General features: G+C 28.5%; 14 protein-coding genes. 1 reads left to right on the forward strand and 13 read right to left on the reverse strand.

All coding sequences use genetic code 11. The features are described 5' to 3' along the window. On the forward strand, window positions 1-873 hold an 873-nt coding region (locus BUA46_RS13570), incomplete at its 5' end, for a T9SS type A sorting domain-containing protein (RefSeq protein WP_143148145.1). Between the two features lie 444 nt (window positions 874-1,317). Here BUA46_RS13570 and BUA46_RS13575 read toward each other — a convergent pair. The 13 genes from BUA46_RS13575 to BUA46_RS13635 all read right to left on the reverse strand — a co-directional run bounded on the left by BUA46_RS13575 (window position 1,318) and on the right by BUA46_RS13635 (window position 15,769). After that, entirely contained in the window at window positions 1,318-2,481 is a 1,164-nt protein-coding gene (locus BUA46_RS13575) for a glycosyltransferase family 4 protein (protein ID WP_019388882.1), read from the reverse strand. Beyond that, window positions 2,474-4,378 carry an asparagine synthase (glutamine-hydrolyzing) gene (gene asnB, locus BUA46_RS13580; RefSeq protein ID WP_019388881.1) on the reverse strand — a complete coding sequence of 635 codons (1,905 nt, stop codon included), beginning with the start codon at window positions 4,376-4,378 and terminating at the stop codon, window positions 2,474-2,476. Before asnB (BUA46_RS13580) ends, BUA46_RS13575 begins: the two co-directional genes overlap by 8 nt. Window position 4,379: 1 nt before the next feature. Beyond that, the gene (locus BUA46_RS13585; protein WP_019388880.1) at window positions 4,380-5,531 is read right to left on the reverse strand and encodes a glycosyltransferase family 1 protein; all 1,152 of its coding nucleotides are present in this window, start codon (window positions 5,529-5,531) and stop codon (window positions 4,380-4,382) included. After that, the gene (locus tag BUA46_RS13590) at window positions 5,528-6,598 is read right to left on the reverse strand and encodes a glycosyltransferase (protein ID WP_019388879.1); all 1,071 of its coding nucleotides are present in this window, start codon (window positions 6,596-6,598) and stop codon (window positions 5,528-5,530) included. Before BUA46_RS13590 ends, BUA46_RS13585 begins: the two co-directional genes overlap by 4 nt. A gap of 23 nt (window positions 6,599-6,621) precedes the next feature. Then, complete coding sequence (locus BUA46_RS13595; protein WP_072794759.1) at window positions 6,622-7,203, reverse strand: serine O-acetyltransferase; 582 nt, start codon at window positions 7,201-7,203, stop codon at window positions 6,622-6,624. 168 nt (window positions 7,204-7,371) lie between these two features. Then, complete coding sequence (gene asnB / locus BUA46_RS13600; protein ID WP_019388666.1) at window positions 7,372-9,177, reverse strand: asparagine synthase (glutamine-hydrolyzing); 1,806 nt, start codon at window positions 9,175-9,177, stop codon at window positions 7,372-7,374. Further along, entirely contained in the window at window positions 9,177-9,674 is a 498-nt protein-coding gene (locus BUA46_RS15305; protein ID WP_019388665.1) for an acyltransferase, read from the reverse strand. The genes asnB (BUA46_RS13600) and BUA46_RS15305 overlap by 1 nt, the downstream gene beginning before the upstream one ends. Window positions 9,675-9,709: 35 nt before the next feature. Then, complete coding sequence (locus BUA46_RS13610) at window positions 9,710-10,807, reverse strand: O-antigen ligase family protein (protein ID WP_019388664.1); 1,098 nt, start codon at window positions 10,805-10,807, stop codon at window positions 9,710-9,712. An 83-nt stretch (window positions 10,808-10,890) separates the two neighbouring features. Beyond that, window positions 10,891-11,100, reverse strand: coding sequence for a glycosyltransferase (locus tag BUA46_RS15340; protein ID WP_019388663.1), 210 nt, complete (start codon window positions 11,098-11,100; stop codon window positions 10,891-10,893). 28 nt (window positions 11,101-11,128) lie between these two features. Further along, complete coding sequence (murJ, locus tag BUA46_RS13620) at window positions 11,129-12,472, reverse strand: murein biosynthesis integral membrane protein MurJ (RefSeq protein WP_019388662.1); 1,344 nt, start codon at window positions 12,470-12,472, stop codon at window positions 11,129-11,131. A gap of 19 nt (window positions 12,473-12,491) precedes the next feature. Next, complete coding sequence (locus BUA46_RS13625) at window positions 12,492-13,586, reverse strand: glycosyltransferase (RefSeq protein ID WP_019388661.1); 1,095 nt, start codon at window positions 13,584-13,586, stop codon at window positions 12,492-12,494. Window positions 13,587-13,705: 119 nt separating this feature from the next. Next, entirely contained in the window at window positions 13,706-15,391 is a 1,686-nt protein-coding gene (locus tag BUA46_RS13630) for a sulfatase-like hydrolase/transferase (RefSeq protein WP_019388660.1), read from the reverse strand. 6 nt (window positions 15,392-15,397) lie between these two features. Beyond that, complete coding sequence (locus tag BUA46_RS13635) at window positions 15,398-15,769, reverse strand: diacylglycerol kinase (RefSeq protein WP_019388659.1); 372 nt, start codon at window positions 15,767-15,769, stop codon at window positions 15,398-15,400. Window positions 15,770-15,810 lie beyond the last annotated feature (41 nt).

The following is a 15,810-nucleotide window of genomic DNA, read 5'->3' on the forward strand; positions in this document are numbered from 1 at the left end:
TGGTCTGGTGTAGCGCTTAGATGTAATCCAACATCGAGTGTAGTCTGGCAGTGTAGTGGCAGTTATATACAATTGTTAGTTGTGAAAAATGGTACAAGATCTGGTAAAGGTCTTATTACTTATCCAGTAGTAGAAGGTGACGTCATACGAGGAGAAGTTCTTGGAACGACTTACAAGGTATTTATAAATGGTACTTTGGCACACTCCATTAATAATCCTTCTGGCGCTAATACTTCGGGTAATCCAGGTATTATGGTTGAAGGTTATGCCATGGATGATTGGTCAGGAGGAGATATCAATTTAAATGCGGCAGACTGTGATGATAATAATTCAGCAATAAATCCAGGCGCCACAGAAGTGCCATACAATGGTGTAGACGACGATTGTGATCCATTAACTTTAGATGATGATTTAGACGGGGATGGATTTGATATAGCGAATGATTGTGATGATACAGATGCAAATGTCAATCCTGGAGCAACAGAAATAGTAGGTAACGGGATTGATGATGATTGTAATCCAGAAACTTCGGATAATGGTGCAGCCTCAATTGTTTCACTTAGTTCTCAAGAAACAGTGGAAAGAACCTTAGGAGATAATCAATTAATGAAATTAGAAAAGTATATTAAATTATATCCTAATCCATTTGATGATACAATTACTATAAAACTACCGCTAAGTTTAAATAATAATGAATTTAATATTAAAATATTTGACATAAGTGGTAGATTAGTCTACAGTCAAAAATATTTAAGTACGAATAAAACAATTAATTTAATTGATTTAAATAATCTGGAACGCGCTACTTATTTATTAAAAATTTCAAGCATGAATGATGGAAATAGCATTTTCAAATCATTAATTAAATACTAAATATTTTAATTTCATATATTATACAAAAGAGCTGAATTTTATTCAGCTCTTTTGATTTAGTACAATTAATATTTAGGTTTTCTTTTAATTTTATATACGAGCCTAAATTATATGAGGCTCTAATATCTTACCCAATTCATTATGGGAAATAGCAATTTCCTTTGAGTAAGAATTATATAACGTGAATAGCTCATATTAAGTTTAAACAAAAAAAAAGAAGATCAATTTCTGAACTTTTAAATCAATTTGGATAACAGATGTGACTTCTATTGAATTCAATTTTAAGATTTTATATTACTGGAAATAATATACTATCAATTTTAAATAGATAGAAGATTAAAAATGATAGATGCCAAAGAATCCATTAATTTATAAATCGTAATTTTTTTCAATTACCCAACTAATGAACAAATATGAAGGACATAAAAATTATTAAAATGTTATTTATGCTAATTGATTATATTCTTCTAATAAGGCTTTCCAAACGACTTTTTGTTCGTAATTATCTATAATTTTAGATCTAGTAACCTCGGCTATACTTTTTAATTTTTCGGGATGTGTTAGCATAAATTTCATAGCTTCGTACAATGCTTGTTCATCCTTTGGAGGAATTATAATACCATTTTTATCATGCTCTACAATTTCATTACAACCGTTTATATTTGTAACAATTGAAGCCAAACTCATTGCACAAGCCTGCATTACTACATTTGGAAACCCTTCTCGATACGTTGGAAATGCAAGTACATCAGATGCTGAAAAATACGGTCTAATATCTTCTATATAACCAGTGAATTTAATATTCTTATTTATATTTATAATGTTTTCGGTTTCAGGGAGTAACGGATCTAAACCTCTCTCATAATCACCCATAAGTAATAATTTTGTGTTTTTGAATTCATTATTAATTTTTTCAAATGCTTTAATGAGTTCATTTATTCCTTTATCCTTTACCATTCTTCCTGCAAAAACATAAACAAAATCTTCATTACTAAAACCTAGTTCTTTCCTAATTTTTGAATTACTAATTTCATCAAAAAGTTCTGGATTAAAATGTTCTGTATCAATCCCGTTTGAACTCCCGTTCGCAATAACTTTCAATTTATTTTCGGTAGTAAATCGGCTTTCTAAAATAATATCTTTTAAACCATGGGAGTTAGGGTAAATTTTGGTAGCACACGAATAAGTTATTTTTTCTACAAGGTCTAAAATAAATCGCTTAAATCCTGTTGCCTCAAGTAGTGGTAAACCCGCTATAGTATGTAATCTATGAGGAACATTTGCTAATCTTGCAGCAATCATACCAACAGTTCCAGCTTTTGGTGTATGAGAGTGCACTATAAAAGGCTTTTCTTTTTTTAATAATTTATATAATAGATAAACTGATTTTAAATCTTTAATAGGTGAAATTGTTCTTGTCATTTCAACATCGTGAACCCGAATACCTTGGTCTTTCCCAATTTTTTCTAGAAAGTTGTTCTCTCCTTTTGATGATACTGCAAGAATGTCGTAATGCTGAGACATAAATTTTAGTTGCCCGTTGAGCAGGCCCCAAATAGAAGAAGGGACCGTTGTTATTCTTACTATTTTTTTCTTTTCGTTATTCATTTGTTACGTATGTATTATAATACCATTTTTGAAAACAGTAAAAAGACCAGACTTTAAATGTATTATCCTTAGTGTTCGATAAATGATTTTTAACCAATTTTATAATGTCGTCTGTTTTAAAAATATGTTGTTTATTTAACTTTTTTCTATCAATAAATGATTCAAGTTCATCTTTTAAAATTGTTCTTAGCCAGTCACCAACAGGAACACCAAATCCGCTTTTTGGTTTATCTAAAAAATGATCTGGAAATTGATCTTTAAAAGCTTCTTTTAAGATATGTTTTTTGTCCCATCCTTTTATTAAAAAACTATCAGGTAGTGTATGCGTGTAATCCCAAATTTTTTTATTTAAAAAGGGTGCTCTACATTCTAAGGAATTTAACATACTAGTTCTATCTACTTTAACTAATAAATCTCCTTCTAAGCTAATGTGTCTGTCAATTTCTCTAAAATCGCTTAAAGTCTTAGGTTTTTCAAGACCGAATTGCTTTTGATAGACGCTAAAAATATTTGGTAAGTGCCAATGAGGGTTAATAATTTCTGAAACCTCATTACTTGTATTTGCTAAAGAAATAATATCCCAATAAAATTCACCGTTATAGTCAACGCTATTCAAGAGTCTTTTTAATTTATATCTTTTTCCTCTATTATCACTGCTAGTTCTTAATATGGAGTCTGACATTTTTAAAAAGACATTATGAGCTATTTTTGGGACGTAAGATGTGTAGGTTCTATTAATTTTACCCATATAATGCTTATTATAGCCTCCAAAAACTTCATCTCCGCCATCACCTGTAAGTGCAACTTTAACATTTGAGCTAGTTTTTTTAGATACCAGAAAAGTAGGTAGGGCAGAAGAGTCTGCGAAAGGTTCATCAAAATTCAAAACAATTTCGTGAATGTTATGTTTTAAATCGCTTTCATCAATGATAAACTCATGATGATTGCTATTAATTAGTTTTGCAACTAATCTTGATTTATCAGACTCATCATAACCTTCATTTTTAAATCCTATTGAAAACGTATCTATTTTATTTTCAACACCTTGAGATAGGCATAAAGAAACAACAGAAGAATCTACTCCTCCAGACAAAAAGGTCCCTATTGGAACATCAGAAATAGATCTGGACTGTACACTATCATAAACTAAGTTTTTCACTTCTTTTCTAGCATCATCAAATGAAATATTGATTTTGTCATCAATATGGTCTTGATTAATTTTTTTTATAGAATGACTTTGGTCTTTAATATCAAATTCGATATAATGATTAGCCTCTAATTTTTTTATACCTTGGTAGATAGTGTGTGGAGCTGGAATGTAAGTTAATCTAAAGTATAAATTTAAACCTTCTTTCGATATTTGTGGTTTATTATCAGTTATGCTAACTATTGATTTCAATTCTGAAGCCCATATAAATTGATCCTCTGACTTATAGTAATACAGTGGTTTTTCACCGAAAAAGTCTCGTGCAATAAATACCCTATTAATATTTTTATCATATATACTAAAACCAAACATGCCATCAAGATCTTTAAAAGAAGATGGACCATATTTTTCATAGAGTTTTAAAATCACTTCTGTATCACTTGTTGTTGAAAAAGTGACACCCTCATTCATTAACTTCGATTTTAATACTCTGTAATTATAAATTTCACCATTGAAAACAATAACAATGCTTTTATCATCCGAATAAATGGGTTGTTTCCCAGAACTTAAATCTATAATTGATAATCGTCTCATTGCCATAGCAATAGAGTGAGATTTGTTCGATTCAGCAAATATACCATCTTCATCAGGTCCTCGATGAAAGATTAAGGTATTCATTTTATTCATATCAGCTTTTAGCTGCTCGTCGTTTTCGTGACTAAACTTTATGTATCCGTTAATTCCGCACATTCTAATTTTTATTTAGATAAAAGGTTTGTAAGTTTTTTGCATTTTCAAAAATGTCATAACCACCTTTTTTTATTTGATTTAGGGTGTCTTTTCTATTATAATCAATATGAGACAAAACACTTTCCGCCCAATCTAGTTCTGATTTTTCTAAGTCTAAGTATGTTACAAGACCTGTTATGTTTGCTTCCTTTGTAACTGTAGTCGAAGTAATCGCTTTGAGTCCAGAAGCTTGTGCTTCTATTAATGTTACAGGTAAACCTTCATATAACGATGGAAATAAAAATAAATCAAAGCCTTGTAAAAGCTCAGGAATATTGTCTCTTAAACCTAGAAAGCGTATACTTTTGTCAATATTTAATCGTTTTGCTTCTGCTTTTATTTTATTTTCTAAGGTTCCATTTCCAATAAGAAGTAACACACAATTATTATCTTTTTTATAAATTTCATTGAATATTTTAATCAAGAAAAAGTGATTTTTTTGTTCACTAAATCGTCCAACATGACCAATTACCTTTTTATTTAGCAAACTAAAATCTTCTTTTATTTTCTGTGATTTTGAGGCATTATAAGTAAACAATGAGGCATTAATTGCATTGTTAATAATAGTGACTTTATCTTTGTTTTTTTGTCCAAAAAGCCATTCACCAGCTTTTTCTCCACATGCAAAAAAGTGAGTGGCTACTTTAGCAACTTTTCCTCGAACCAATGATTGTATAGAATCTTTTACAGTTGCTTTTATATCCGTATTTTTCTTAAATATTTTTCTAAGTACACCAGCTTCTACTGCCAAATGGCTGTGAGCAATTCTAACGGGGATATTTTTCTTTTTTGCAACACCTAGAATGATGCTGCTTAAAGCATTTAAGTGTGAATGGACTATTTTATATTCTGGATGTTCGTCAAAAAATACATGTAACTGCTTTTTGTATGAAAAATAATTTTTTGGTGAAATGGCTGGCATTCTATAAATTTTTCCACCTAGAGATTCTATTTCATCATCAAAAAAACCTCTTTCCTGTCTATGTAGTAAAAAATCAAATTGAACTTTAGTTCTGTCTACATGTCTATAATAATTCATTATCATAGTTTCTGCACCACCAAGATTCATTATTGTTAAAACTTGTAAAATTCTTATTGGTTGATCCTTAGTCATAATTGTTCAAATAATGATTCGTATTGTTTAATAATAGTCTTTTTATCAAACTTTGTTTCTACAGAAGCTCTTACTTTTTGAGGTTTCAAAGGTAATCTATTGTTTAAATAGTAAAAATATTCTTCTTTGTTTTCAACTAAATACCCGTTAACTTGATGCTGAATAATTTCTTTAGTACCACCAGGCACGTTAAATGCTAAAACTGGTGTGCCAACAAAACAACTTTCTAAAACTGTATTAGGAAAACCTTCTACGTATGATCCTTGTAAAAACATATCGTTTGCAGCGATATGTTTCGAGACTTCATTAGTAAATGGGATATAAGTAAATCGATCCTCTAGATGGTTTAATTTGATAGCTTCAAAAATAGTGTCTTTTAACGGACCATCTCCAATAATGGTATAGTGAAATGGGAATTTCAATTTAGAAAGTAATTCTATAACGCGTAATTGTCCTTTTTCTTTACTTAACCTACCTACTGTAATAAATTTAGCAGCTTTTGAAGAGTCTGTATTTGTTTCTTTTAGAGGATGAAAATTAGTTATGGGATTATTTATGATTACAACATTTTGCTTTTTAACATTGTAAATATTTGTAAAATCATCTGCCATATCTTTTGATTGACAAATAATCTTGTCTACCATTCTAAAACTTCTTCGAGATAAAAACGAATAAATATTGAATGTTTTATTCGTAGTTGATTCATTATGTATTTTACCCATTAATGAAATAACACTTGCCTCTCTTATAATAAATTTAGTTTTAAAAATAAGTGGAGACATAAGTCCCATAACTATATTTAAATGACCAATAGAGCTAAGAACAACATTAGGTCTTTGTTTTATTAAATACCAAAATATGTTTGGAACCGCATTTAGGACTCTTCTTTTTTCTAAAAATTTTACTTCTATATTTTCTATTTCGTACGCAGCGTCTTTTTTATGTCCTGTGACTAATAATTTAGCGTCATATTTCTTTTTATTTATGTTTTGAGAAATAAATGAAATAACACGTTCTGCTCCTCCTGCAGTTAGAGTTGGTAAAACAAAAAGTATTTTCTTTTTCATAGAATAAACAATTGAATTTCAAATTAAATATGCTTAATAAGTCTCTTTATATCAATTTTTTTAATTTTTTCCGCGGGGTTTCCTGCTAATAAAATACCGTCTTCTTCGAATGACTTATTTACTACAGCATTTGCGCTAATAGCTATATTATTTCCAATTTTAATATTTCCATATATTTTTGCTCCTGGACCAATATAAACATTGTCTCCAATTTGTGGTGCTTCTGGTTTCCCACCAGATGCTCCAATATTTGTACAGGCATGGATTCTGCAATTTTTACCAATTTTAGAGGCACTATTAATAACAATTGTGCCATAGTGGACTATTGATAAACCTGGGCCAAAGACATTTATAGGAATTGAAAAACCTAATTTTAATGATATTTTTCTAAACTTATATTTTAAATAATAAAAATATAATTTATTTAAACCTTTGTTTTTACAATTGTTATAATATTCTAGTCGTCTCAATGTTTTTTGAAATGACCATATATAATTGGGAAAGAAAGTGTTTATTAATTTAAACTTAAAACTACTAACATCCAATCCAAGAGCAATACCATCAGATTTCAAATACGCTTTGTATGTCTTTTTAGAATTAATCATTTTATTAATATTAAGGCGTTTAGTTAGTTAGTTATTATAAATCAAAAACTATTTAATATTGTTAAGTTAATAGTTCTTCTCGAAAATAAAACTAAATGAAATTTGCAACAAGTACCATTATAGAAGTCAGAACAAATTCTATTTTTTTGTCAAAATTTTATTTTTTAATTAAAAATTAAACTCTCTATACCATTTTCCGAGAATAAATAATTTCCAAATATTAGCTGTATGGTCTTGTTTATTTTCTAAATGGTAATTTAATTGTTCTTTAAATTTAATAATGTTTAGGTTCGGAACTTTATTTAAAAATTCATCATTTAGAGTTTCAATAATTTCATCTTTTAAATCAGTTCTTATCCAATCATGCAGAGGAATAGAGAAGCCTCTTTTAGGTTGATCAAAAATTGATTCTGGAATATACTCAGATAAAATATCTTTTAGAATTTTTTTACGAATTCCTTTACGATACCTATAGTTAATAGGTAATGTTCTAGCAAGTTCAATTATTCTATAGTCCAAAAAAGGGCTTCTGATTTCCAAAGAATACGCCATACTTGCTCTATCTACTTTGACATTACTATCATTTTCCAACCAAAGTTTAATGTTTAAATCGGCTGCATTTTGCATTAAATCTTTAGACCAAGTTTTAAATCCTTCATAGTGTTTTACCCAAGCAAAATTTCTTTTTAGTTGTATCGAGTTAAACCCAGTAAACATTTTAATTAAAAGATCATTTTTTGAATCAGTATTTAAGGCATCAATTGATGCTGAAGAGTTTTTTCCTGCAATTTTTAGTAGAGTAGGGTGGGAAGCAAGCTTCCTCATCCACTTTGGGAAATTAAATATCCATACAAAATTTTTCAACCATACAAAATAATTATAGCCAATAAAACTTTCATCTCCACCATCCCCAGATAAAACTACGGTAATATGTTCTTTTGCGATAGAACTAATTAGTAAAGAGGGTAATGCAGAATTATCTGCAAACGGCTCATCATAAACTTCTATTAATTTTGGAAGTAATTTTAAAATATCATCCGGATTACAAATGGTTGTATTATGATTTGATTTAATGATTTTAGCATACTGTTCTGCAACTTTGCTTTCGTCATATTCAGGATCTTTGAATCCTATTGAAAATGTGTTTAAAGGTTCATCTAAAGTTTTAGAAGCGATACTTGAAACTAAAGCTGAATCTATTCCGCCGGATAAAAATGAACCAATAGGCACATCTGATTGTAATCTAATCTTAACAGCATCCTTAATTAATTCATGAACTTCATTTTTAGCATCTTCATAGGACATATTGGTTTTTTTTACTTTTTTTAAATTCCAATATTCTTTAACATGAAGTGTTTTTAAATTTAGATCGATTTCCATATAATTACCGGGAGGTAATTTCATGACATTTTCTAAAGCAGAATAAGGGCTAGGAATATATCCGGTATCTAAAAATATTGAAATGGCTTCTTTATTTATCTTCTTACCTGTCGCCAAAGGTCTCAATTGACTACATATTTCTAAATTCCCATTTTCCCAATAATAATAAAAAGGTTTTACTCCAAGTCTATCACGAGCACAAAATATTTTTTGAGTATTAAAATTATAAATACAAAAGGCAAACATACCATTAATCTTATCAAGTAAATCTGTTCCCCAGTGTTTATAACCAATCAGTAATACTTCAGTATCGCTAGTTGTATTAAATTTATAACCTAATTCTTGAAGTTCCTCTTTTATTTTTTTATAATTATAAATCTCTCCATTGTAAGTAATATAAAGATCATCATATTGCATGGGTTGATTGGATCTAGAATCCAAATCTAAAATTGATAATCGTAAATGTCCTAATTTTAAGCTATCCTTCTCTAAGAAACCTAAATTATCTGGACCTCTAAAGTTTATAGATTTTAGTTTTTCCGAAACTTCTGAATCACTTATTGTTGGAATGTTTGTTAAATAAATACCGCACATTAATTGAGTTCTTTTTTATAAGTCTTGTCTAAGACCTTATTAATTCTTTCTTTATATGATAAATCAAAATTCATTTCTTCATGAGAAATATAATTCCGCAAAACTTTATCTTCATAATCTTTAAAGTTTCCAATAATTTTTGCCGGATTTCCACCTACAATTTTTCCAGAAGGTATTGATTTGGTTACTACACTTCCCGCAGCAATTACAACATTATCTGCAATATTCACACCTGGTAAAATAATTGAATTCATTCCTATGAATACATTATTACCGATTTTAACCCGTTTATATAAATACCTTCTTCCTTTCTCGTCTTCAATTAACCACGTAGAACCGTCATGTGTAATAAATTTGCAACCAGATGTTATCGTTACTTTATTGCCAATCGTTACAAGCCATGGTTCTTTTCCAAAGTCTCTAGTGTATATTCTACAATTCTCACCTACTTTAACACCTATGTGTCTAAGAAAATCTATATTAGGTTTAAATTTCATTATGTATAATGTCTTTATTCTACTAATTATATTTTTCATACATGTTTTTTTTTGATATTTATTTCATGAAACATCCATAACGTAAATATTAGTACATAGAATGTAACAAAGTAATTATGAAAAGTTAAAAGAAAAAGAAAAATTGATATAGCCTGCATTAGTATGTGAGGTGCGGAATCAAATAACATTAATCCACTAAATAAAAAATAAAAATATATTCCAGTTAAAAGCATAAATGGTACAATTCCAGCTTCCCCAAGTATCATAAGAAAAGAATTATGAGCCCCTTGATTATGAAGGCCGTGGCCAGATAAAGCTAAATAACCATTTCCTAAAAATGGTTTATCAAGAACGTCCTCATAAAAAAGTGCCCATGTTTCAGTTCTGGAGTCATCATTGGCTTCAGTAACCGCTCCTTCTTCGTTATTTAAAATAGAACTAAATTGTTTTAGTCGAATTGTGTTTAACTTAAAAATCTCCCCAAATGTTATTAAGGCAATAAATACTGCTGCGCCTGCAGCTAAAATTTTAACATTTTTAATACTTATTCTTATCGATAAAATATTTACAAGAATCCAAATAATAATAAAAGTTCTCGAGAATGTTATTATGCCTCCAATTGTAAAAATTATTTGTGTTAGAGTTTTAAAAAATTTGTTATTAAGACTGTAAGTTAAAGCATAACCAGTAATTGCTATAAATCCAGCTGCATTTGGATTCATATAAAATCCGCTATATCTACCAAAATTATCTGAATAAAACAGTGCGTGTATTATAATGCTTATTGTTCCTAATAATAAAAAAATAACGAGCTCAAATTTGTTTGTATCTTCAACAAGTCTAGAACCACCTATTATAAAAATAATGTATTTAATAAGATCAAAAAAATAATATTTTGTTTCAATTGGTCCATACTCAAAGTCTAAAGCAGAAATAATAAAGTAACTTATTCCCAACAAGAGCATTATTTTATTTGTACTACCACCTTCTTTTCTTAAAATAGGATATAATAGTAAAAGTGCATAAACTAAATGACTTGTAGCACTTCCTAAACCTTCACTTACCCAAAACAACATGGCCGTTGGTAAATTTAGTACTATTAAAGCTAATATTGTATATTTTAATATTTTCAATTCAAATATATTTTTTAATAATTATTAGATAAGTTTATATAAATATATGATCCATTAAATTTTACTTTTTAAATGTTTAATTTTTAGATTAATTTAAAGAATTTTTTGCTAAATATTTTTTGTTTCATTATTAACACCCCATTTGTGTCATGTTCAATAAATTCTGATAGGCCATGAGGGTAATTTGTTAAAATACAAGGTGTTCCAGTACATAGCGCTTCTGCTAAGGCATTAGGAAAACCTTTATGATTAGACCTAAATACAAATATAAGTGCATTATTTATAGTATTCATTTACATTCAAAATGTTTTTCATGATTATTTAATTTGTATATAATTTAGCAAAACGATATTGTTTATGTGTGAAATAAACATAAAAAATAAAACTAAAAATATGGATGATTATGGTTGCTAACATTAAACCATAAATTTCATATTTTTCGATTAAAATAGAGTTAAGTATAATATTAGCCACTAAGCTAAAAAACGCTACCCAAGCCATAAACTTATTTTTGTTAATACTGGTTAGGAATCTTACCAATATTAATGTGCAAAGTAGAAAAGGAATATAGATGAACGCTAATTTTTGTAAGTCGGAAACAATTAAAACATCATCAGAATCAAATTGATTTCTTTCGAATAAGATTGAAGTAATTTCATTTGAAAAAATGATTATGATAACTGAGATTATAAGGGAGGTGAAAAACACAAATTTCAATATTTTAAATAATTGATTATACGCATCAAGTAAGTTGGTACTTATTAATCGAGAAAAATAGGGTAATAATACATTGCCCATAGCCATAATAACAATTGAAACAATAAGAGAGGGTACCTTTATGCCATAATTCATAGCAGCAATAGAACCAATTGTTAATTGAGCAGCAAAAAATTGATCTACAAAGTCATTCACAGAACTGAGCAAACCTGATGATACTTTTGGCGGTAATTGCTTAAGCATTACTAAAGAATTAGCATTAAGTTTAGGTTTTTTTAAACAAATCAAATTGTTTTTTAATGAAATAAAAATCATATATATCAACGAAACTATTGCACCAATTAACATGCTTATGGCCAGTACCATATCACCTAAAGCATCTTTAAAAAAAAACAAACATAAAATTATACAAATAGGACTAAAAACTCCTGATATTGATGATAGAAAATATTTGTTTTCAATTTCCAGTAAGCCGCTTAAAATGGAATTAATACCCCATAAAAATAGACAAGGTAAAAGATAAAATAATTGATTATTTATTAATTCATAATATTCGAATGTATGACCTGGGAATAATTTGATTAAAAAATAATCACTCGAAAAATAAATTAATATAAAGAAAATAGAAGATATCGATAGCGTTATTATATAAATAACAGATTGAAATTGGCTAGTATTCCCGCCATTATTTTGCTCAATGATGTAGTTGGGTATAAATATGTTTTTTAGTGCATTTATAAATACATTTTGAATGAAAGATGGTATTAATATTGCAATTAGAAAAGTATCGAGTAAAACCGATAGCCCAAATGTTGATGCTACTAATATTTCTTTATAAAAGCCAAAAACTTTAACAATTAAAGTTATAACACCAACTAAAAGAATGTTTTTTAGAACAGTACTTTTTGAAAAGTTTAATACTAGGTTTTTTAAATCTAAAAATTTCATTTTTTGGGGCTTATGCTTTTTAATTTAATACTTTCTCAAATAAATGAATCCATTCTAATGTTACAGGTTTTGCTTCTAATGATGCAACACTTTGTATAGCATGAGTACTGAATTTTTCTCTTAACTTTTGGTCATTCATTAGTTTTTTCAAACACAATTCTAATTTTTTTTGATCATTAATAGGTATTAAATATCCGCTGTGATTATCTGTTATTAATTCCGAAGGCCCAGTAGGGCAATCTGTAGACACACATGCAAGCCCAAAGTGCATGGCTTCTATTAAAGCATTAGGAGAACCTTCAAATAAGGATGTAAATGCAAAAATCTTTGATTTATTATAAAATTGAGCAATATCTTTGGTTTGACCTAATAAAGTAATTTTATTATCTAAATTTAATGATTTTATTAGTTCTTCGTACACTTTTTGTTTTTCTCCTTTTCCAATTATTATTAATTTCCAATTGGCATTATCTATGTTAGCAAAAGCTTTAATTAATACATCTTGAGCTTTCTGGTTGATTAAACTACCTACGTTTAAAATGAGGTTTTCTTTTTTATAATTGATATCTCGTGCATGAGTTAGTTCTGGAGCTATAGGGTTTTTTAAAATGACTATTTTGTTGTTATTAATAATCGGTTCAAATTGCTTTTTCATTTCTTCAGTTTGAACCACTAAAAACTCAGCTTTTTTGTATAATAATTTTCTTAAAACTCGCCAATGAAGTGGCGTGTTTGATTTATTTGTATAATTCCGTTCGCTAATTATGCATGGTATATTATTCTTTCTAGACGCCAAAATGGCCAAAATGTTTGCACTAGTAATAAAGCCTATAAATAAATTTATTTTTTCTTTTTTTAAATAGTTGGATATTGTTTTATAAAGTGCATAGTTTAATTTTATTCCTTGCAAAATGCTGTTACTTGGTTGATATTGCTCTTTACAATAAAATAACTTGACATTACTATTAAGTTCATAGAAGGGTTCGCTTTTTGTTAAACATATAATATGTACTTCATATTTTTCAACAAGTTGATTAGAAAGATTAGTGATAACACGCTCTGAACCACCAGATTTTAAAGCACCTATAACAAATGAAATTTTCTTTTTATTCATAATTTAATGATTGAAATAAAAATTTAATGGGTAGATTTTTTGAATTAAAAAATAGAGAAGTTTAATATGACTTCTAAAATTTAATTTCTTCTTCATTTTAAATTATTATTTAAGAAATTCTATTTTTTTAAAAAATCTTTTTCAGGTGGACTGACCATTTTATCTAGAATAATCTTCTCCCATTTTGGATTTTGACCTAGTCTGGCATTCCAATATTTATTAAATGTAAATTCATCATTTGTTTTAACATCTAACGAGTTTCCATAGACTTTAGCAACTTCAACACTATCATATTTCATTATTTTGAGTAACGATGGGAAAATGTTATAATGACTAGATTTGTTTTTATTATCATTTAAAGATTTATTCCAATTTAAAGTTTTTAAATTTTTACCTTGAATTATCACTAGAGGCACCAAACCTTCCTCAATTGTTGGGTTTGCACTACAGTGAGTATTGACACCTGGATTTTTCCTTTCGTGAAGATCCTGACCATGATCAGAAGTATAAATAATTACAGATTTATTTAAGTCAGCATTTTTGAAGATTTTTGAAAAGAATTCACCAACATTCCATTCTATTGTATTTCTGTAAGAATTTCTATATTGAACCCATTCTTCAGGTGTGCCATTAAAACCTGTCCTTAGTCCTGTATCGCTAACATTTAACCAATTTCCCCTAGGTAAAGCTGGTTTATATTTAAGAAATTCATCAGGATATTTATCGTGTATAGGAAAATGTATTCCCATTTTATTAATAAAAACGAACTCGTTGGTGTCATTATTTATCAAATCTATTAAAACTTTAGCCGTTTCTTGATCTCTATTTTGAATGCCTATGTTGTCAAATTGAATAAATTTATCAATATAATTTAGTTCTCTAACAGTCATACCATTTTGTAATTCTCCCTCAGACCGCTGAGCATCAATATAAACAGTTTTTAAACCTGCATTTTGTGCATATTCCCAAATGGATGGTTTACAATAAATTATTTTTTTGTAGTGTTCTCTAGTACCTCCATATCTAAGTGTTACATTGGAAGCGTAACTACAATTTGCAGCAGCTGCAGCATAGCCATAATTTATAATATCTAGATTTGAATAAGTATCATTCAAGGATGAATTTACTCCACTAGAATTATTTATATCTAAATAGTTTGCACCAACACTTTCGTCCAAAATATAAACAATATCATGCCCTATCTCAATATTTGTCCGTTCAATAGTAATGGCTTCTCTAGTTCCAAAATCATCTTGGGCTAGTTCATACAAAACAAGCGAAGAATAGGAAAGAGGGGTGTAAAAAGAAGGTAGGCCTAAGGCTCCACTACCACCTTTATAGAAAATTAAAAAAGTAAATAGCAAAAATGAAAATATAGGGACTGCTTTTAAGTATAATCTATTAACCGTCCATTTTATAGGCCTTAAAATTATCCCTATAAGTAATAACAATGCAAACCCGATAGAAATTAAGTAAGACTTTGAGTATTGTTGTAAAGCTTCACCAGCAGAACCAGCAGCATCTATCATATTTATATACGCATTATAATCAAAGGGTTCCATCATAATTCTTTGATAAGAATCGAATGCAACTACACAGAAAAAGAATATAATACCAATTATAATACGTAAATAATTATTTTTGATATGAGCAACTATAAAAACGCTTAAAATTAATAAAACGAAAAACACTAAATATATGATCGCAGAAACTGATAGTCCAAAATAATTAAGGCGTTCTAAATAGACATCGAAGTCTTTAGCAAAGTAAGCTAAAATCAAGATACTTTTTATTGGTAGTTTCATGTGTGTTTAAATAAATTTAGGGATATATAATATTAAAGTAATTAACAGAGCTCCCAATGATGATATGGCGACCGCCCCTGCTGCAATATCTTTAATAAAACCAATACGAGCTTCAAAATCTTCATGCACAAAATCACAAATTTTTTCTAAGCCAGTATTTAAAGCTTCTATACTCATCACTAATACAATTGCAAAAATTTGAATTATCCATTCTAAAGACGAGATTTCAAAATAAAACCCAGCTATTGTTAGTAAAATGGCTATTGAAAATTGTACTTGAATACTAGCTTCAGTTTTTAATAATAAAAACATACCCTTTAAAGCATATCCAAGGCTTTTGTATCTGTGTATAATGAAAGGTTCATTTTTATTATTCATAAGCTAAAATTGTGTTGTATTAATTTAGAGAGACCTAAAAT

It is taken from the genome of Algibacter luteus, assembly GCF_900141715.1.
Taxonomy (GTDB): Bacteria; Bacteroidota; Bacteroidia; order Flavobacteriales; family Flavobacteriaceae; genus Arenitalea; species Arenitalea lutea.

Coding starts and splice junctions, on each gene's coding strand:
- BUA46_RS13575 (WP_019388882.1), bottom strand. CDS start 2,481: ATGAATAACGAAAAGAAAAAAATAGTAAGAATAACAACGGTCCCTTCT.
- asnB (WP_019388881.1), bottom strand. CDS start 4,378: ATGTGCGGAATTAACGGATACATAAAGTTTAGTCACGAAAACGACGAG.
- BUA46_RS13585 (WP_019388880.1), bottom strand. CDS start 5,531: ATGACTAAGGATCAACCAATAAGAATTTTACAAGTTTTAACAATAATG.
- BUA46_RS13590 (WP_019388879.1), bottom strand. CDS start 6,598: ATGAAAAAGAAAATACTTTTTGTTTTACCAACTCTAACTGCAGGAGGA.
- BUA46_RS13595 (WP_072794759.1), bottom strand. CDS start 7,203: ATGATTAATTCTAAAAAGACATACAAAGCGTATTTGAAATCTGATGGT.
- asnB (WP_019388666.1), bottom strand. CDS start 9,177: ATGTGCGGTATTTATTTAACAAACATTCCAACAATAAGTGATTCAGAA.
- BUA46_RS15305 (WP_019388665.1), bottom strand. CDS start 9,674: ATGAAATTTAAACCTAATATAGATTTTCTTAGACACATAGGTGTTAAA.
- BUA46_RS15340 (WP_019388663.1), bottom strand. CDS start 11,100: ATGAATACTATAAATAATGCACTTATATTTGTATTTAGGTCTAATCAT.
- murJ (WP_019388662.1), bottom strand. CDS start 12,472: ATGAAATTTTTAGATTTAAAAAACCTAGTATTAAACTTTTCAAAAAGT.
- BUA46_RS13625 (WP_019388661.1), bottom strand. CDS start 13,586: ATGAATAAAAAGAAAATTTCATTTGTTATAGGTGCTTTAAAATCTGGT.
- BUA46_RS13630 (WP_019388660.1), bottom strand. CDS start 15,391: ATGAAACTACCAATAAAAAGTATCTTGATTTTAGCTTACTTTGCTAAA.
- BUA46_RS13635 (WP_019388659.1), bottom strand. CDS start 15,769: ATGAATAATAAAAATGAACCTTTCATTATACACAGATACAAAAGCCTT.